A 19,073-nucleotide genomic window follows, 5' to 3' on the forward strand; every position below is an offset into this window, starting at 1 on the left:
CATGGCAGTGGCCTTTTTCAACTTTATAAACCACGTTTATGAGTCAACTTCAATTGTAGTTACTACGAACAAAAAACCAACAGAATGGGCAAAAATGCTGGAGGATGAAGTCATTGCTACGGCACTGCTAGACAGGTTGCTTTTTAAGTGTGAAGTGGTTAACCTTACCGGAGAAAGTTTCAGGTTACAGAACCGGAAAACTTTCTTTGAAACATAAAAATATTAACCTACTTTTGAATCGGACTCTGTATTTGTTAGTGCCATTTTCTCTGCACCATTCTTGCCAAAAATACTGTATTCCTAATTACCAAAAACTCTGCATTCTATATTACCGACTACATTTGCAGGCAGCAATTAAGCAATTCAACAATTAAGCAATTAAAAACTCACCTCACTCAACGCCCCTCACTTCCTATTATCCCCAGCCACAATGTCCTGAAGAAAACCGGTATCCAGCACACTAATTTTTCTACCATTGGCTTCAATTTTCCCTGCTTTAGTAAATTCTGTAAAAATTTTGAAGAGGGTTTCATAGGTTGTTCCAGAGTAGGAAGAAATGTCTTGGCGAGAAATGTCGATATTAATCGCACCTGCGGAATCCACACCAAATTGCGTTTGGAGGGAGAGTATGGCATTGGCAATTCTGCCTTTCACCGACATGTGAGCCAGATTTCGCATGCGCTCGTGTGATTCCTGAAGCTCAGAGGCAAAGAAATCCATCAATTTGTGGGTGAGATCGGGATTTACTTTTAAACTCGATCTAAAAAAATCCAGATCAATAAAGCATACGGTAGCTTGCTCCAGGGCTGTGGCTGAAACAGGATAGGTGGGATTTTTCCCCAAGCCCAGGTGCCCGATAATATCTCCTGGCTTAGCAAATCTGATGATGAGCTCCTTTTCATGATCCCACTTTTTATGGACCTTGATTATTCCTGAATAAACGAAAAATATGCCACTTACAGGCTCCGATTCACTGAACAAATGCTCCCCCTTTTTCAGTTGGAAGTTTTTCTTCTTCTGAGCAATTGCAGGCAGCCAGTCTGCTATTACGTTACTACACAAATAGCAACTTTTTACATCACACACATTATTGCTCTCTTTCATCAGTTGAATCTTACTTAGCGCAAAAATACAACTTATATTTAATTTTTGTTTATTTGATCTTTATATTGTTTGTATTATATTTTAATGTATATATATTGGTTTGAATTATATTTTAGTATTGCTTAAAATATATTTATTTTTTATTTCCTGTTTTTTATTTTTACTTTTGTGCATTCTAAAAAGAAAATGAGTAAGACAAAAAATATTATACCGATTTCCCCGGCGCTGGGTATTTTCGGTAAATTTAAAATGGGTAAGAACAAAGAGAAGAGTTCGAAAAAGCGCCTGTTGTTTATTTCTATGTTATCGGTTGGGGTTGCTGTGGGTATCTCTCTTATTGCAAAGGTTCTCGTTTCACTGATCAATTTAGTCACCAATCTTTCTTTCTATCAGCAATTTGATTTTAGTTTCCAAAGTCCCGCCAATAATCACCTTGGGTTATTAGTGGTGATTGTTCCCGTTATTGGTGGCGTGATTGTCGGTCTGATGGCACTTTACGGCTCTAAAGCAATTAGAGGGCATGGAATTCCAGAAGCTATGGAGCAAGTGCTAACCAATCAGAGCAAGATAAAACCATCTATAGCGATTTTAAAGCCTGTTTCTTCTGCCATTGCTATAGGTACGGGAGGGCCGTTTGGTGCTGAAGGTCCCATCATTGCTACAGGTGGGGCATTGGGTTCTACACTGGGGCAACTGTTTACGGTGAGTGCCAACGAACGGAAAATTATACTGGCTGCGGGTGCTACCGCCGGGATGTCTGCAATATTCGGTACTCCTCTGGCAGCGGTTTTTCTGGCCATAGAGCTATTGTTGTTTGAATTCTCCCCGAAATCTATCATTCCCGTAGCTTTGGCCTGTATTACTGGTGCTGCCGGTCATCATCTTTTATTTGAATCAGGACCAGTTTTTCCTATGCCAACACTTTTGGCTCCATCAAATGCAGCTTTGGGTATATATAGTTTAATCGGAATTCTGGTAGGTTTAGCTTCTCTTGCACTCACTAAGATGGTGTATTTTATTGAAGATGTTTTTGAGAAAATTCCAATCCACTGGATGTGGTGGCCAGCCATTGGGGGATTGGCCGTGGGTATTGTAGGCTATTTCGCGCCCCGTACATTAGGGGTAGGGTATGATAATATCATCTCGCTTCTAAGCGGACAACTCTCCCTTTCTGTAATTCTTTCTTTGTGCTTGTTCAAATTTATTTCATGGGCCATAGCCCTAGGTAGCGGAACTTCTGGAGGAACTCTTGCACCCCTAATGACCATTGGTGGGGCAAGTGGTGCCGCAATTGGTTACTTGCTGCATTCTTTTTTTCCTGGCCTGGACATCAGTGTGTCCATGTCGGCACTGGTGGGTATGTCTGCCATGTTTGCCGGAGCCTCAAGGGCTTATCTAACCAGTATCCTTTTTGCGCTCGAATCTACACAGCAAATTAATGGTTTGCTTCCACTTCTGGGAGCTTGTTCTGGTGCCTATCTAATTTCGGTATTTTTTATGAAGAATACCATTATGACCGAAAAGATTGCCCGAAGGGGAGTGCATACACCAGATAGCTATGAGCCGGATTTGTTGCTCAAATTAAGGGTGTCTGAGGTGATGGATCATAACCCGGTGTTTATCAGTCCATATAACACCATTGCAGAAGTTCGAAAATACTTTGGAACGCATCCGCCAAAGGAAAATCAATATGCAATAAGAGACCCTAAAGGGAGCTATCTGGGCACTATATCCATTTTAGACCTGTTTTCTCCTTCAGTAGATGCTACTGCGGGAGTGATCACCATTACCAGGTTTACCAAAGGAGAAGTGAAAAACAACGACTATCTAAAACAGGCTTTGTCACTCATGTCTCAAGAAGAAAACGACTTTCTTCCGGTTGTAAATCACAGAGATGGGGTAACTTTTGAAGGGCTTTTAAGTTATAAAGATATTGTCAAAGCGTATAATATCAATCACGAAAAGGAAAGTAAAACAGGACGAAATCTTTTGCTCGACAGGCAGGCTAAAAAAATTATCGTTAAAGGAAAAAGAATGATGGCCGACGGGAGAGTCTGAAACGGTTTCTGAATTACTGTGATATGAAATACTGCCAGCCTGAATGTGCTTCAGGTTGGCAGTATATTTTGATATTGGTGGTATCTGTTTTATATTAATGCCTTTTACATTCATTTACGGATGTTGATATTTTCCTGCTCCGCTATTAGCTGACTATTGTTAGTTTTGTGGTTCATCCAATTATCATTCCCATGATCGAGTTAGACTATTTCTTTCCAACGCCAGGTGGTGCCGACCGTGTAATACAACTAATCCAGTTTGAATTACAGGAGCCATGGAGGTTGGTTGAAGGAGATAAGTTATTGGGTAATATTGCCAAGCTGAGGGGAGAATGGCGACAAGTGCTTGGCGAAAGCCTCCCGGCTGCGTTGGTTTCTGGTGCCGGAACATTTATTGATCGGCAGCATTACCATGCTTTACCAGCAGAGATTATGGCCAGATGGCCCAAGTTAATAGAGCAGGTGGTAATGCGATCTGACAGCGAATTCATGGTGGTTTGTAGTGCACAGGTAAGCTTCAGAACATTTGAGCAGATTTTTTCTAAGTATGTCGTTTCCTTATTGCAGGATGAATGGCCTGTCACTTTCCGTGTATACAATCATAATTTTAGCGAAGATTTTATTTTCAGGGCCAAAGGAAAGAAACGAAAAGATTATTATGGAGCCTCCCTGAGGTGGTAGTGAATATCAAACAAAGAAATAGTTAAGAATGAAGATTGCCTACATAATCTACAGTGGAGCCTTAAAATACGGTACTGCCAATAATTTTAATGAAAACGAAGATCTATTGCCGTTTTTGCAGCAGAAAGGATTGGATATTGTTGCAGAAGTATGGGATGATCCTGAGGTTAACTGGGCAAAGTATGATATTGCATTATTAAAAACACCATGGGATTACCACGAGAAATTTGAGCAGTTTAACCTTTGGCTGGATAAGATTCAATCACTGAAGCTAAAACTCCTGAATGATTATGAACTGGTAAGGTGGAACATGGATAAACACTATCTATCGGAAGTTGCTGCAGCAGGTTTTGATATTATCCCTTCCATATTTATTGCAAAAGGCTGGAATGATGATTTAAAACCTTTCTTTGAACAGTTAGGAGCAGATCAACTCATTATCAAGCCTTGCATCAGTGGTGGATCAAAGAATACATTAATACTTGATAAAAGTCTTGCAAATGAAAATAAGGCCCAGGTAGTGGAGCTGGTTTCGGCAGGGGATTTTATTCTGCAGCCTCTGATGCCACAAATTCAGGAGGGCGAATGGTCGTTTATTTTTTTAAATGGTACCTACAGTCATACTATTATTAAGAAACCCAAAGCGGGTGATTTTAGAGTACAGCAGATTTTTGGAGGTACCATTGAAGTGGCTTTTCCCGAACAAACCTATATCGATATTGCGGGTAAGCTGGCTGCTACCTTTGCACCAGATGCGCTTTATACACGCGTAGATGGATTAATGGTTAAGGGTAAATTCATGCTAATGGAGCTGGAACTGATCGAACCCTTCCTTTATCTTTCTTACCACGAGCAGGCTGTTGAACGTTATTATCGGGCTTTGCTAGAGCAAGTTGAGAGAACTAAGTAACTGTTCTCTTTAGCCGTAAGCCGAAACTACTTCAGTTGAAACCTGACTTTCTGTTTCCAGCTTTTTTGAAATTGTACTGAACCCTTGTTCTACATCTTTAGTCCTGATTCTACTTAAAGTTTCTAAACGTACACCTACATAACTGGCCAGATACCGCTTAGGGATCCGGTCAAAATCTTGCTTACTGTTTTCCAGCTTGTGATACCGATCTGATGCATTGGGTATTCTGGCTAAAATAGACCGTTCTGATGCCGCATAATAATGCAAGGCTAGAAGTTTTCTGCCAATCAGATTCGCTTCCGGAAAGGCGAGGTAGGCATTCTCTATCAATGTATAGGGAATGCAGATTAACACCGCGTCTTCTAATGCCTGAAGATATTCCATGGAGTGATTGGAGTGCTCTATTGGATGTCTGATGGCACCAATTACTTCGTTCCCAAAACTGAACCAGGTGCTAATATCTTTTTTTCCTTCTTTGATAAACCCACGAACAATGCCACTCACTAAAAAATACAGTGAAGCATTATTGTCTATCGGGGAGAGCACATACTTATATTTTTTAACACGGATTAACTTGCAATTTTTCTCATGCGCCTCCATAAATTCTCTGGATAGGGGATGAAATTGCTCCAGGTATTGAAATAGCGGAAGCAGCGGCGAATGAAGTTTCATTTCAGGCATTAGGACAATAAATATAGGGATAGAGTTTTGCAACAGCTTATCTATAATTGGCAGATAGAGCTTTTGCACTACTGCCGTAAAATTAGCCTCAATATGTTAAACACTGTAAAAAGTGTATAACAGTTCCCTCTAACCATTCAACCGTTAGAATAATTAATTTACGAATTATAGAATTTGGGAATTATTGAATGATAGAAATAATGAATGAGAGAATGATAGAATGAGAGAAGGATAGAAGGATTGAATGAGAGAATTATTGAATGAGAGAATGATAGAATGAGGGAATTATTTCATCTTATCGAGTAGTAAGCACGATGCCTAATCACTCATTCACTCATTCAATCACTCATTCAATCACTCACTCACCCACTCAATCACTCAGTGATTCACTCCCTCCCTCATTCATTCATTTATTCAACAACTTTCTACTTTCTTCCTGATTGAGGTAATGACTAGGCATAGCGCCTTTCTCTTTTTTAAAAGCATTGTAGAAGGTGGCTAAACTTTTAAAGCCAGATTCATTGGCTATGGCTTCAATAGTGATTTTATCTCCCTTGATGGGGTATTGCTTTAGAAAATAGTTTACCCGGTATCCATTAATCCAATCGCGAAAATTTTTACCGATATGGTTATTGATAATGTAGGAGCAATGGTGTACGGGAATATCAAGTTTCGCTGCGAGATCAATAATCTGAAAATCATGCAGCAGATAAAGCTCGGCCTCTTCCATTAGCTTTTTCATGGAAAATGAATATTCAGCTAATTGATTTGCCGGGATTTTAACTTTTTTACCTGGTTTGCTTAACGGTTTTTCGTTTTCCTCTTTTTCGATGTAGCGAATTTCATGCTGCTTACCTGTATCTTCCGTTAAGCGTATTAAAGGCTCTGGCTTCTTTTTCCAATCTACAGCTACAAGTAGATGCCCGTAGAAAATATTCGGTTTGTGAAGTGTATACAGGATAATCGCGAGAAGAGCAAGGCAATTGACAATCACAAATGAGGTTAAGGTATAGGGGATGTGAAGCATAGTTAAAAACGCTGGAACCAAGCTTAGGGTTTGGAAAAATGTTGCTGTCCTCAGGAAAAACAGTATCCAGAAACGTTGGCTCTGATCTGGATTTTTAGACTCAGCTGTTTTCGACCGCAGTAATTTAAACCAGGCTAAAGTGAGGTAGCTTAAAACCAGTAAGGGCCTGAGTATATAATGGAAGGATGAAGGAAATAATCCGCTTCTTACTTTTAGCGAGAAATATCCTTTAGCAGCCAAGTGCCTGGTGATGGAATTCCAGTCTATTTCTGTAGCCGTTGGCCATGGCGTAACGTGGATGATGGCTAATAAAGCAGGAATGAAATGAAGCCATTGCAATTTTTTAAGCTCAGTTCTATCGTCAATTATGCAGGAGATGTAAAGATAGAAGCAAGCGGGTGCGGCGTAATACAAGGGGGTGAATGCCAGGAAAGCAACGCTTAAAAAGTTCGATTGGCCTGAAGTAGCCAATACTATGGTTACAATTTGCCCAAAACGTGAAAAAAATATTAAAGAAAGCAATACATTAAGCAATTTATTCCCTTTTTTAGCGAAGAATAAATGCATGGAAAATAAAAGAAGGAAAAGACAACTGGTACTAACCAATAGATTCAACAACTGCATATCTGAAGCCAAGATAAAGCTTTATCCTGAAACTGGCTCTGCACAATTTTATTTTCCCCTTAACTTAAGTCAATAACAGTGTTTAAGTTTTTGATTATGAGTTGTTTGTTACTGTGTTTAACGGTTACTTCCGGACACATCCTATGCTGTAATAGGTCCAAATTAGCAGCGAAAGTAAGAAGACCAAGGTGGTTATTTTGCCCCCCTGGTCTTCTTGCACAATACTAATTTAAAATAATACTATTCAATCCTTTTTCTACGGCTGTTTCTGTATTTCCAGGCAACGCTGTGCCTTCAATTCTGAATACTGTAATATCGGTTAAGCCTAAGAAGCCTAAAACTGATCGTAAGTAAGGCTCAACAAAATCAAAGCCTTTAGCTGGTCCTTCCGAATAAATCCCACCTGAAGATACCGCGATATAAACTTTTTTACCTTTAATAAGCCCTTCCGGACCATTTTCGCTATAAGAAAAAGTTACGCCCGCTCTGGCTATATGATCAATCCATGCTTTTAAAGAAGAGTGGATACCAAAATTGTAAAGTGGGGCACCAATGACAATAATATCGGCATCAGTTATTTGTTGAATGGCATTATCTGAATGGCTTACAGCCACAAGCTGTGCTTCATTTCTGCTTTCTACTGGAGTGAAAAAGGAAGTTAAATGAGCCTCTTCCAGGTGTGGGAAGCTATTTTCAATAAGATTGAATTCTTCCACTTCAACATTTTGATATGCTGATTTAATTTTATCAATAATGGCATTGCCCAGTTTTATGCTAAATGAAGCATCGCCTCTAGGGCTTGATATTACATGAAGTACTTTTTTCATTGTCTAAATTGTTTTTAATAAGATTTAAGGCTATTTTTTCAGATAGCGTCTGAGTTTTTCTACGCTATTACAATAACCTACGCAAAATTAAGGCTGCTCATCTGGATCACCTAGATACTATCACAGAGGATACTACTATCGTTTGGGATAGTGCTAGTTTTTTAAGATGTAAAATGTAAGATGTAAAATGTTTTGATGTAATGATGGACGATGGACCTGGCCTATCGCAATCCCTTCCATCTTCCATTTCTCCCTCTTCCATTAGATGTAAGATGTTTTGATGTAATGATGGACGATGGACCTGGTATGTCGCAATCCCTTATCATCTTCCATTATTCCCTCTTCCATTAGATGTAAGATGGTTTGATGTAATGATGGACGATGGTCTGGCTTAGTGCAATCCCTTTCCATCTTCCATTATTCTCTCTTCCATTAGATGTAAGATGTTTGGGTGTAATGATGGGCGATGGACTTGGTATGTTGCAATCCCTTCCATCTTCCATTATTCCCCCTTCTATTCTTTCTTAACCTTAACTTAACATACATCGGCTTACTTTGCCTCAGTTTGTACCATTTACAGGCTTTTCAATATGTTAAAATATTTAGTTACCCTGATATCTGCCTTCGTTTTTGTTTCAAGCCTGCATGCCCAGGAAGAGAAATTTGAGTCGATTGTGGCTAACCACCAACAAAACCCAACGGAATCATTAGTCCGTTTAAAGAAAATATATGCAGAATCAATAGAGCGCAATGATGAGCTTTTAGAAGGCCAGTGTTTACAGCAGATGGGTAAAGTGTGTTATGCGCAGGGACATTTTAGTCAGTCGCTGGAGTTTTTCTTAAAGGCCGATCAGATTTTCAATACAGCCAAAAAGCCATTACGCATGGCCGCCAACTTAACTGATGTAGGTATCCTCTACTATTACATGAAGCAGCATGATAAGGCAATGCATAGCTATCGGGCAGCCCTCCATATTTATAAAAATTCAAGCGATTTAACCGGTCAGGCAAATGTTTACGGCCATATCGGGCAGCTTTACGAGAAGAAGCAACAGTACGATAGCGCCTTTTATTATCAGAACTTAGCCCTGAAAATAAATGAGCAAAATAATGACCATAGCGCGGCAGCGAAGATATATGAGAATCTGGGGAGTATTTATGAAGATTTAGAAAAGTATGATTCAGCTCAGGTCAATTTTCAGCGTTCTTTAGACTTATATCAGCTTGATAAAAATGACCTTGCCAGTATAGAAGTGATCAATAATTTGGGTGATGTGTTGCGCAAAACCGGCCATTACCAGGAGAGTGTGGCTAAAACTGAGGCTGCCATGAAACTGGCTGAAAAGTTAGGCAATATCTATCAGCTGGCTTCGTGTTGCAGAGATTTAGGGAAGGCCTACGAGTTGATGAATAGAATGGACAGTGCTTATCATTATGTAAAACTGGGTTATAAATATACGCTAGATCTATATTCAGAGGATGGTGCGAGGCAAGCAGCATTTTTACAGGTACTTTACGACATAAATAAAAAATCTGATGAGATAAACAAGCTGCAAAATGATAGGAAGATCAATGGTATAATAGCCTTTTCAGCAGCTATAGTCATTATCCTGCTTGTGCTTTTAGGTTTTGTCGTTTTTAGCAGGCAACGTTTAAAGCTTAAAGATCAGCAGATGCTGGCCAGGCAAAAGGATATTGAACATGATATGACCAGTTTAGCGCTTAAAAACCTGCAGTTAGAGGAGCAGGGTTTAAAACAATTACTGGAGGTTAAAAGCAGGGAATTATCCACGCATACGCTCAATCTGATCAAGCATAATCAATTTCTCGAGAATCTCAGAAATACACTGCAAGCCATGGTAAAGGACGATAAGCGGGATCAGAAAAAACAGATGAATCAAATTTTGACCGAAATCAATCAGAGCTTTAATCATGAACGTAATTGGAAGGAATTTACATTGGCCTTTGAACAGGTTCATCATCAGTTTTTAGAAAACCTCAAAACCTATAGTCAGGAGTTAACTTCGGCAGATATGCGCCTGATCGCATTGCTTAAAATGAATCTCGATTCAGGAGATATTGCCACTTTACTGGGTATATCTACCGATAGCCTGAGGGTATCCAGATACAGGCTGCGGAAAAAACTAAATCTCGCACAAGGTGATAATTTATCTGCTTTTATTCAAACCCTATAAGCGTTAAATCGGCAGGTTTAAAAGCTAAATTTTTGATGGTTTTAAGTGCTTAACAATTTGTTAATGTAACGGTAATAAAAGCATAACGGCGCTTTTTTATTGTTTTATTTATCTGATTTTCAGAGTCTTGATATGTGTTGTTGCTTTTTGGTCTATGGTTGTGGTAACGCTGTTGCCTTTATGTAACCCCAAAGATTTCATTCGTATGGATTGATGTACACACCTTTGCTCCGTCGATAAATAAAAGACATTACCAAACGCAATGAACAAACTTTTACAAATTCTTTTTTTACTTCTTTTTTGTGCAGGCACAGCCAATGCTGCAAAAATAAAAGGTCATGTTTACGATAAGCAGACCGGAGAAGCCATAGTAGGGGCCACCGTGGTTCTTGAAAATCCCCGTCGGATTACCAATACTGGCTTAGATGGAACCTTTGAATTTAAAGGTTTAAGCGTAGGAAAAGCTACTGTAACTGTAAGCTACATTACTTACAAAACCATTGTTAAAACCTTTGTGGTAGAAAAGGATGATAACGATCACTTAAAGTTTTACTTAGAGAGTGATGCCACCAGTCTTGACGATGTAACCATTAAATCAAATTCGGTGAGTTCGACAGATCAGGGAGCCCGTCGATTAGAAAAAAACGCTACCCAGTTGATGAATATCATATCAGGAAGGTCAATTGAGATTTCTCCGGATTTAACTGTGGCCAATGTAATGCAAAGGGTTTCGGGAGTTTCATTAGAACGCAACAGCAATGGCGACGGGCAGTATGCCATTTTGAGAGGAATGGATAAACGCTACAATTATACGCTGGTAAATGGAGTGAAAATTCCAAGTCCTGATAATAAGTACCGTTACGTACCATTAGACCTTTTCCCATCAGACCTTCTGGATCGTTTAGAAGTTTATAAAACACTTACGCCCAACCTCGAAGGCGATGCGATAGGCGGAGCGGTTAATATGGTGATGAAGAATGCACCCGGTAAGTTTCAGGTGAATGCTAATGTGTCTTCGGGTTATAACCAGTTGTTTTTTAATCGCAGTTTCGCCAGTTTTAAATCGTCAGGAATTAACTTTAAATCGCCTTACGAAATCAACGGAAGGAGCTACAACGCCACACAAAATGATTTTACAGCAGGAACACTGGATTACAAGTATAAAAACCCTGCGCCGAACTTAATTGGAAGTTTATCTGTAAGCCAAAGGTTTTTAGATAATAGACTGGGGGTAGTGTTGGCCGGAAGTTACCAAAATACTTATCGCGGCAGCAACAGTACATTCTACAATACAGCCGTTAACGGAACAGATGCCTATTCGGTTATTACGAATAAAAGTTACAGAGAATTTTCTGAGCAGCAGCAACGAACAGGCTTGCACAGTAAAATTGATTATGCATTCAATAAAAACCATCAGCTTACGCTTTATAATGTATACGTTAACCTGAAGAACCAGCAACTGAGGGATGCCGTAACTACCACTTTTAATGGTGTTTATAATCCCACTTTGGGAAATGCAGAATTGGTTTACAATACTCGTAGCCGTTTAACAGAACAACAGATTTATAACAGTACCTTGCACGGTGATCACAAATTCTTCGACGATAAATTTAAGGTTCAATGGTCTGCAGTTTACTCATCGGCTAAAAATGATGTTCCTGAAAATACCAGTATTAGCTTAAACGGGATTGAACAGAATTTTCAGCGTAAACGACTGAGCCTGGTGAATACCGCTCCTGTAAACAGAAGATGGGAACGCAATACCGATGAAGATTTAGCAGGTTATTTAGACCTTACTTATCGCATTTCGCTAGGAAAGGATAAGTTGGATGTGATGGCTGGAGGTTTATACCGCGATAAACAGAGAAGTAGTTTCTTCAACAACTATACCTTAGCGCCGAATGCCGCTGATGCAAATGATGTTTATGGTATCGATTTTCAAAATTATACCGATTTAAATTTGGTGGTTACCAATCCAACAGGTGCTGTAGCTAATCCTTTAACTTATGATGCAACAGAAAAAATAGGTGCAGGTTATGGTATGTTTAAGTACAATTCCAGCAAGTTAGAGTTAATTGGGGGTGTGAGAGTAGAGCATACTAATCAGGGATATAATCTACTCTTTCCGGCAGGAGAAAGTGCTCCAAACGGTAAGCAGATTTATACAGATGTTTTACCCAGCTTAACGGGAAAGTATTTTTTAACCGATAAAGCGCAATTACACGCTTCTTATTACCGCGCGCTTAATCGTCCGGGATTTTATGAAATTGTACCTGGAAAAGTAATCAATGAAGAATTCCAGGAACGTGGAAATCCAAATTTAAAGCGTGCACTGGCCGATAACTTCGATTTGAGGTATGAACTTTTCCCTGGTGCCTCAGAACAATTGTTGGTGGGTACTTTTTATAAACGAATTAAAGATCCTATTGAATATACTTTCCAGGCTGATGCTACCCGTGGACAAGATATATACTACACACCAGGCAATTTCGGTACTGCAAATAACTATGGAGCAGAGGTAGATTATATCAAATATTTTAGCAAAATCGGTATCAAGGCGAACTATACCTACACACACTCTCGCATTACCACACCTAAAACCACCAGAACCATTAACCCAACTACTGGCGATATTCAGGCCATTTCTGTAGATCAGGAGCGTCCGCTTTACGGACAATCAGAGCATATTGCCAATCTATCTCTACTCTTTAAGGATACTAAAAAACGGTTAGATATTCAGGTTGCAGGTGCTTATACTGGTCCAAGGATTAATACGGTTTCTCAATTCTTAAACAATGATTTATGGCAAGAAGGCTTCATTCAGATGGATGCATCAGCAGAGAAGCGTTTTAAAAGTGGCTTAAGTGTTTTTATCAAAGCGAATAACATACTGAATACCCCAACCAAATTATTTATAAAAGGTACCAATCCGGAGAACGATAAAATTAAAGAGGATTTAGTGAAAGATGGGCGTACTCTGGTTAGAAGCGACTACTACGGCCAGAATTACCTGATCGGCTTCAGATATAAGTTTAATTAATCGAAATTTTAAAAAATAAAGACATGAAAACGAGACAGTTTTTTAGTTTAATGATCCTTTCCCTGATCGTTTTGGCAGGATGTGAAAAGGCAAATATTAATGTAGATACGTCTGCTGTAGATGGTGCTGCCATAGGCGAAGTATCTGGTGTTTGGGCAAAGGGAAGTACGCAGGTAATAAAGGGCGATATTGTTATTCCGCAAGGAAAATCCCTAACCATAGAAGAGGGGGTAACCATCTTAATGGATACGCTTGCCAAACCTGAGATTATTGTGAAAGGAAATCTCTATGCGCTGGGAACTGCCGAAAACCCAATCAAATTTACCGTGAACGAATTTTATAAAACCCCGGCTAAGAAATTTGGAAAGCTTTGGGGAGGAATATTGGCCGGACCAACCTGCGAAGACCTGGTACTCGATCATGCGATTTTAGAATACGGTGGTTCTACCACTTCTGATGCTTCCACTTCGGTAAAAATGGGACTTTATAAAGCCGTTGCGGGCGAAAATTTACCTGCCCTTTGGTTTGCCAATGCTAGTGGTAGATTAGTGGTTCAAAACAGTGTGATCAGAAATTTCCAGGAAGATTGTACTTACATAGAGGGCGGGAAGATCATTTTTGCCAATAATGTTTTTTATACCACCGGAGTAACCGGGGGAGAGGCGATGAACTTTAAATCAGGTTGTTTGGCAGATATCGCTTATAATTTGGTTTACAGTACCAATACCAATGCCTTGAAGTTGTCTAACAGTGGCGATAAAACACCACAAACCTATATTATTGCCTACAATAACACCCTGGTGAATACGGGATGGAGAAGACCAACTGCCAAAGGTGGATCAATCTGGTTAGAAAGTACGGTTCGTGCAGATTTATATAACAATCTTTTCGCCAATACCCGTTTTGGTGTAAAAAGAGATCCAAAGAAACCCGAAGATAGCCGTTCGGTTTACAGTAATAACTGGTATTATGGCTATGACCAAACCACAGTAAATCAGTTTCAGCCAACTGGCGATATTGTTGGTGGTAAAAACGATATCATAAGCAATGTAGCGGGCGTAAATGATCCTAAATTCGTAAATTATCCGTTAAATACAGCTGTAAGCAATGCTGATTTCAATACCTCATGGGATTTTCATTTGCAGGGTAATTCACCCGCTTTAGGTAAAGGAATCACCAACTTTACCCGTCACCACCAGGCTGGCATTGTGATGAAAAACGGAATTACCTATACCTCACCTCAGCCATCAACCTTTGTAGGTGCATACGGAACTAAAATATAACAATGAAGAATAAGTATATTATCAATTTGGTTGCACTGGCGGTTATTAGTCTGACCATTTCATGTAATGGCGGAACAGCACAGAAAGATTCAAATACCATTAAACCACTTTATGTATCAGAGCCTGTAGATTTTGATACCGATGATCCCGCGATTTGGGTCAACCCTCAGGATGCAGCTCAATCTTTGGTAATTGGTACCGATAAAGATACGAATGGCGGCTTGTACGTATTTGATTTGAAAGGTAAGATCATTAAAAATAAAACCATAAAAGGGTTAAAAAGACCTGATAACGTCGATATTGCCTACGGCTTGTTACTTGGTGGCAAAAAAACAGATATAGCGGTAACTACTGAACGATATACGCACAAACTGAGGATTTTCTCGCTGCCGGATATGAAAGCTGTAGATAACGGAGGGATTCCGGTATTTGTTGGCGAAACAGGAGCAGAGTATCGGGATTTAATGGGAATAGCGATGTATACCGATCCGAACGGTAAGATTTACGCTATTGTTGGACGTAAAAATGGACCCAAAGAGGGAAGTTATTTATGGCAGTATTTGCTAACTGATGATGGAGAGGGAAATGTGAAAGCAGAGCTGGTACGTAAGTTTGGAAAGTACAGCGGCCAAAAGGAGATTGAGGCCATTGCCGTGGATAATGAATTAGGTTATGTTTATTACTGTGATGAGCAGGTAGGCGTTCGCAAGTACTATGCAGAACCGAGTAAGGGAAATGAAGAGCTTGCTTTATTTGGAAAGGGAGATTTTTCCGTAGATAATGAAGGTATCGCAATTTATAAAACTGCAGGAAACAAAGGCTATGTTTTAGTATCCGATCAAGGTGCACAACAGTTAAAAGTTTACGATAGGGTAGGTAAGGCGAATATTGCTAATCCTCATCCACTTTTAGCTACCATTAAATATTCAGCTAATCAAACCGATGGTATTGATGTCGTTTCAGTTCCATTGAACTCTGATTTTAAGCATGGTTTATTGGTAGCCATGAGCGACGACAAGACTTTTCACTTTTACCGTTGGGAAGATATTGCTGGCAAACAGTTAACCATCAACCCTTAAATCCCCCCCTGGTCCGTGTCTCACGGACCAGCATTTTGTGTCTCACGGACCAGTAAACTTCCTCTACTGGCTGGTGTCCCCACCAGCCAGATTTATATGTTCCTTTTCTTTTAGTGTTGTTAACCGAGCAACTAAAAGCATAAATATCAACCTTGTATAACCCCTTAAATAAAAATTAATCACCACTAAATCAATGTTTTAATAAATAAGTCTACTAATTCTATAGAATTACTTGTTTAATTTAATTGAAGTTTATACTTTTACAAAAAAAATAATAATTATTCACCAGCAAATATACGTTCAATATGAAATCCCGCAGACAACCACAGCCCACTTTTCTGATTTCTCTATCAGACATGTGCAACTGCTGTTGCCGCTAATTATAACTGAAATATAGTCCGCCCCTTTTCGAAGGTTCTCTCGTTCAAATTCTTATTTGAAAATCCTGGTACCCCGGGACAAGTGGAGAGAATATTATGGTGGTCATGTATTTTGGAAATAAGTTGCCGGGGTATCAGGAACCGCCTAACTAATCACCACCACTAGTTTAGGTTATTACTCTAATTAATTCACCACCATTAATTAGTTGATTTATACAGAAGAAGGGAGAGTCAGTTCTCGTTGAACTTCTAGCAACTTTCCATAGGAAAAAGTGCTCAAACTGATCTAGCAATAGATTATAAATTAACCGATAACCAGTAAACACAAGTTTCTGTTAAGGATTTTCCAATGTCACAATTGCTCTGCTGCACCGGAGTGTTTCGATATGGGTTAAATTTCTTGCCTGAAGGTTTACAGTTATTTAAAACCTAAAACCAATAGTGTTTTTAATTAATAACGATGATTATGAAAACTTCAATTTACTCCAAAATTGCATGCCTGGCAACCTCGGTGGTGTTGTTAGGCGGATCAGCCTTTGCAAACGGCCCTAAACCTTTCCCTAAAGAGGGAATCTGGCGGGGTGTATTTAAGGTAAGCGAATCGCAGGTACCTTTTAATTTTGAGTTTAAAGGTAAAGATTCAAAAAGTGCGGTATTAACGCTCTTAAACGGTTCTCGCAGAGATGATTTTCATGTCGAGCGTAGAGGGGATGACTCTATCTACGTAAAGATGAATACCTATGATGCAGCACTGGTGGCGAAGGTAGAGGCCGATGGTACATTAAGTGGTGAATATCGCAGTTTGGTGCCTGGCTTTAGAGGTAATTCTCTTCCGTTTGTAGCAGAGTACGGCAAGAACTACCGCTTTGTAGAGCCAGGAAAGAATGTTGCACCTAAACATGACATCTCAGGGAAATGGGAAATCAAAACCTACACGAAGGAAGCTGTTCCTGCCTCTATTGCCTTATTAAAACAAAATGGAAACAAACTTACGGGCGTGATTATGACCGTAGTAGGCGATACCCGCGAATTAGAAGGCACTGTACAGGGCGATGAATTTGAACTTTCGGGATTTACAGGCCCTAGCCCTTTTATTGTAAGGGGTAAAATCAACGATGACAATAGCATCACAGGTGAGCAGGGTTTCGGGATTTATAAAAACCTGAAATTTGACGGACAACGGAATGAACAGGCAGAACTCCCTGATCCATATAAACTCACCTTTTTAAAAGAAGGCTATAAGAAATTAGATTTTACCTTCCCGGATCTGAATGGAAAACCAGTTTCGCTTAGCGATGATAAATACAAGGGCAAAGTGGTGATTATAGAAACCATTGGCACCTGGTGCCCAAACTGTACCGATCAAACTGTTTTTTTATCTCCCTGGTTTAAAAAGAACCAAAAACGCGGTGTAGAAGCTATCGCCATCGGTTTCGAGCAAAAAGATGACCTCGAATATGCCAAATATACACTCGGTAAACTGAGAGATAAATATGACATCACCTACGATATCCTTTTCGGTGGTATTGCCGATAAAAAAGTAGTTGCCGAAAAGCTGGCCGCCTTAAATAAATTTATTGCTTTTCCAACCACTATCATCATTGATAGAAAAGGAGAGGTAAGGGAAATTTATACCGGATACACCGGAACGGTAACAGGCAAATACTTTAATGATTATGAAGCAAAGTTCAACAAGGTATTAGATGAACTTATTGCTGAACCAGTACCACAACTGGCTTCTACCAAGACCGAAAACGGTAAATAAATACTAAACCACAAACTAAACTTACACCAGTGCAATAAAATGTGCTGGTGTGTTTCAACCTACACTAAAAAACTAAAACGATGAGCAATTATTTTACAAGATTTCAGGTTTTGGCCGTAGCCTCACTGATTTCTACATCAGCCTTAGCTGCACACAAATTAGATGAGAAGCCAAAAGAAGCTAAGAAATTTATCAAAGAGGGGATCTGGAGAGGCGTTTTCAAAGTTGCAGAAACAGAAGTTCCATTCAACTTTGAGCTAAAAGGAAAGGATGCCGAACACGCTACTTTTACTTTACTAAATGGAACCCGCAGAGACGATTTCCACATCAGCTATCTCGGTCAGGATTCTCTTTTCATTAAAATGAATACCTACGATGCGGCCTTAGTGGCTAAAATTGAAAGCGACGGCAGGATTTCTGGCGAATATAGAAGTCTGGTTCCCGGATTGAAAGGTAATTCGCTTCCCTTTACAGCAGAGCAAGGCAAAACTTATCGCTTTGTTGAGCCAGGAAAAGACGTTGCTCCAACAGCAGACTTAACCGGAAAATGGGAATTTAAAGGCTTTTCTAAAGAGGCCGTTCCCAATAAGGTAGCTATATTAAAGCAACAGGGAAACAAACTAACTGGTGTAATTATGCAGGTAACCGGCGATAGTCGCGAATTGGAAGGAACTGTTCAGGGCAACCAATTTGTGCTCTCTGGTTTTAGTGGCCCTAGTCCGAAAATATATAAGGGAACCATTAACGAAGATGGTACCATTTCAGGTGAAATTTCTCAGGGAATTTATGATAATCTGAAATTTACAGGTGTAAAAGACGTTAAGGCAGAGTTGCCAGACCCTTATAAAATCACCTCATTAAAAGAAGGAGTTAAAAAATTAGCCTTTACTTTTCCGGATTTGACGGGTAAACCTGTTTCCCTAACGGATGATAAGTACAAAGGCAAAGTGGTTATCGTAGAATTGGTGGGTACCTGGTGCCCAAATTGTACCGATCAAACCATCTTCCTTTCTCCATGGTTCAATAAAAATGCTAAAAGAGGAGTAGAGGCCATTGCTATCGGCTTTGAGCAAAAGGATGACCTGGAATACGGTAAATATACATTAGGCAAGCTTCGTGATAAGTACAACATCAAGTATGATATCCTTTTTGGAGGATTAGCAGATAAACGTTTGGTAGCAGACAAACTGCCTGCCTTAAACAAATTTATTGCGTACCCTACTACCATCATCATCGATAGAAAAGGAGAAGTACGTGAAATATATACGGGCTATACCGGAACGGTTACCGGTAAATATTACGACGACTATGAGAAAAAATTCAACAAGCTTTTGGATGAGCTCATTGCCGAACCCGTACCATCTGCCTCTTATTTCGAAGCTCAGGCCACAGGAAAATAAATAAACCCATAAACCAAACC

General features: G+C 39.6%; 14 protein-coding genes and 1 riboswitch. Of the genes, 10 read left to right on the forward strand and 4 right to left on the reverse strand.

What is annotated here, in order from left to right:
* Nucleotides 1–217 (forward strand): ATP-binding protein (locus tag BMX11_RS16495; protein WP_175474522.1); only part of this gene is annotated, 217 nt, incomplete at its 5' end.
* 188 nt (nt 218–405) lie between these two features.
* Here BMX11_RS16495 and BMX11_RS16500 read toward each other — a convergent pair.
* Nucleotides 406–1,104, reverse strand: a complete 699-nt coding sequence (locus BMX11_RS16500) for a Crp/Fnr family transcriptional regulator (RefSeq protein ID WP_090886248.1) — start codon at nt 1,102–1,104, stop codon at nt 406–408.
* Nucleotides 1,105–1,290: 186 nt separating this feature from the next.
* On the opposite strand from BMX11_RS16500, the gene BMX11_RS16505 reads away from it, so the two are divergent.
* The 3 genes from BMX11_RS16505 (at nt 1,291) to BMX11_RS16515 (ending at nt 4,752) form a co-directional block, all read left to right on the forward strand.
* The gene (locus BMX11_RS16505) at nt 1,291–3,162 is read left to right on the forward strand and encodes a chloride channel protein (RefSeq protein ID WP_090886250.1); all 1,872 of its coding nucleotides are present in this window, start codon (nt 1,291–1,293) and stop codon (nt 3,160–3,162) included.
* Between the two features lie 191 nt (nt 3,163–3,353).
* Complete coding sequence (locus BMX11_RS16510; RefSeq protein ID WP_090886252.1) at nt 3,354–3,842, forward strand: hypothetical protein; 489 nt, start codon at nt 3,354–3,356, stop codon at nt 3,840–3,842.
* 28 nt (nt 3,843–3,870) lie between these two features.
* Complete coding sequence (locus BMX11_RS16515; RefSeq protein WP_090886254.1) at nt 3,871–4,752, forward strand: ATP-grasp domain-containing protein; 882 nt, start codon at nt 3,871–3,873, stop codon at nt 4,750–4,752.
* 9 nt (nt 4,753–4,761) lie between these two features.
* Here BMX11_RS16515 and BMX11_RS16520 read toward each other — a convergent pair whose 3' ends face one another.
* The 3 genes from BMX11_RS16520 to BMX11_RS16530 all read right to left on the reverse strand — a co-directional run bounded on the left by BMX11_RS16520 (nt 4,762) and on the right by BMX11_RS16530 (nt 7,911).
* Nucleotides 4,762–5,424 carry a Crp/Fnr family transcriptional regulator gene (locus BMX11_RS16520; protein WP_175474593.1) on the reverse strand — a complete coding sequence of 221 codons (663 nt, stop codon included), beginning with the start codon at nt 5,422–5,424 and terminating at the stop codon, nt 4,762–4,764.
* Between the two features lie 415 nt (nt 5,425–5,839).
* A complete protein-coding gene (locus BMX11_RS16525) occupies nt 5,840–7,027 on the reverse strand; it encodes a helix-turn-helix domain-containing protein (protein ID WP_175474594.1) in 1,188 nt (395 codons plus the stop codon).
* 281 nt (nt 7,028–7,308) lie between these two features.
* A complete protein-coding gene (locus BMX11_RS16530) occupies nt 7,309–7,911 on the reverse strand; it encodes an FMN-dependent NADH-azoreductase (RefSeq protein ID WP_090886259.1) in 603 nt (200 codons plus the stop codon).
* Between the two features lie 590 nt (nt 7,912–8,501).
* Between BMX11_RS16530 and BMX11_RS16535 the strand changes: the two genes are divergently transcribed.
* The 6 genes from BMX11_RS16535 to BMX11_RS16560 all read left to right on the forward strand — a co-directional run bounded on the left by BMX11_RS16535 (nt 8,502) and on the right by BMX11_RS16560 (nt 19,053).
* Nucleotides 8,502–10,106, forward strand: coding sequence for a tetratricopeptide repeat protein (locus BMX11_RS16535; protein ID WP_090886261.1), 1,605 nt, complete (start codon nt 8,502–8,504; stop codon nt 10,104–10,106).
* Between the two features lie 262 nt (nt 10,107–10,368).
* Nucleotides 10,369–13,146, forward strand: a complete 2,778-nt coding sequence (locus tag BMX11_RS16540; RefSeq protein ID WP_090886264.1) for a TonB-dependent receptor — start codon at nt 10,369–10,371, stop codon at nt 13,144–13,146.
* 23 nt (nt 13,147–13,169) lie between these two features.
* Complete coding sequence (locus BMX11_RS16545) at nt 13,170–14,429, forward strand: hypothetical protein (protein WP_090886266.1); 1,260 nt, start codon at nt 13,170–13,172, stop codon at nt 14,427–14,429.
* Nucleotides 14,430–14,431: 2 nt separating this feature from the next.
* Nucleotides 14,432–15,508, forward strand: coding sequence for a phytase (locus BMX11_RS16550; protein ID WP_090886268.1), 1,077 nt, complete (start codon nt 14,432–14,434; stop codon nt 15,506–15,508).
* 588 nt (nt 15,509–16,096) lie between these two features.
* A riboswitch (SAM riboswitch) is annotated at nt 16,097–16,194 on the forward strand.
* 160 nt (nt 16,195–16,354) lie between these two features.
* The gene (locus BMX11_RS16555; protein ID WP_090886348.1) at nt 16,355–17,653 is read left to right on the forward strand and encodes a peroxiredoxin family protein; all 1,299 of its coding nucleotides are present in this window, start codon (nt 16,355–16,357) and stop codon (nt 17,651–17,653) included.
* Between the two features lie 80 nt (nt 17,654–17,733).
* Entirely contained in the window at nt 17,734–19,053 is a 1,320-nt protein-coding gene (locus BMX11_RS16560; RefSeq protein WP_090886270.1) for a peroxiredoxin family protein, read from the forward strand.
* Nucleotides 19,054–19,073: the final 20 nt, after the last annotated feature.

It is taken from the genome of Pedobacter rhizosphaerae (assembly GCF_900111155.1).
GTDB lineage: Bacteria > Bacteroidota > Bacteroidia > Sphingobacteriales > Sphingobacteriaceae > Pedobacter > Pedobacter rhizosphaerae.

Bases quoted from the DNA above. Each gene is read 5' to 3' on its own strand.
- BMX11_RS16500 (WP_090886248.1), bottom strand. From the start codon at position 1,104: ATGAAAGAGAGCAATAATGTGTGTGATGTAAAAAGTTGCTATTTGTGT.
- BMX11_RS16505 (WP_090886250.1), top strand. From the start codon at position 1,291: ATGAGTAAGACAAAAAATATTATACCGATTTCCCCGGCGCTGGGTATT.
- BMX11_RS16510 (WP_090886252.1), top strand. From the start codon at position 3,354: ATGATCGAGTTAGACTATTTCTTTCCAACGCCAGGTGGTGCCGACCGT.
- BMX11_RS16515 (WP_090886254.1), top strand. From the start codon at position 3,871: ATGAAGATTGCCTACATAATCTACAGTGGAGCCTTAAAATACGGTACT.
- BMX11_RS16520 (WP_175474593.1), bottom strand. From the start codon at position 5,424: ATGAAACTTCATTCGCCGCTGCTTCCGCTATTTCAATACCTGGAGCAA.
- BMX11_RS16525 (WP_175474594.1), bottom strand. From the start codon at position 7,027: ATGCATTTATTCTTCGCTAAAAAAGGGAATAAATTGCTTAATGTATTG.
- BMX11_RS16530 (WP_090886259.1), bottom strand. From the start codon at position 7,911: ATGAAAAAAGTACTTCATGTAATATCAAGCCCTAGAGGCGATGCTTCA.
- BMX11_RS16535 (WP_090886261.1), top strand. From the start codon at position 8,502: ATGTTAAAATATTTAGTTACCCTGATATCTGCCTTCGTTTTTGTTTCA.
- BMX11_RS16540 (WP_090886264.1), top strand. From the start codon at position 10,369: ATGAACAAACTTTTACAAATTCTTTTTTTACTTCTTTTTTGTGCAGGC.
- BMX11_RS16545 (WP_090886266.1), top strand. From the start codon at position 13,170: ATGAAAACGAGACAGTTTTTTAGTTTAATGATCCTTTCCCTGATCGTT.
- BMX11_RS16550 (WP_090886268.1), top strand. From the start codon at position 14,432: ATGAAGAATAAGTATATTATCAATTTGGTTGCACTGGCGGTTATTAGT.
- BMX11_RS16555 (WP_090886348.1), top strand. From the start codon at position 16,355: ATGAAAACTTCAATTTACTCCAAAATTGCATGCCTGGCAACCTCGGTG.
- BMX11_RS16560 (WP_090886270.1), top strand. From the start codon at position 17,734: ATGAGCAATTATTTTACAAGATTTCAGGTTTTGGCCGTAGCCTCACTG.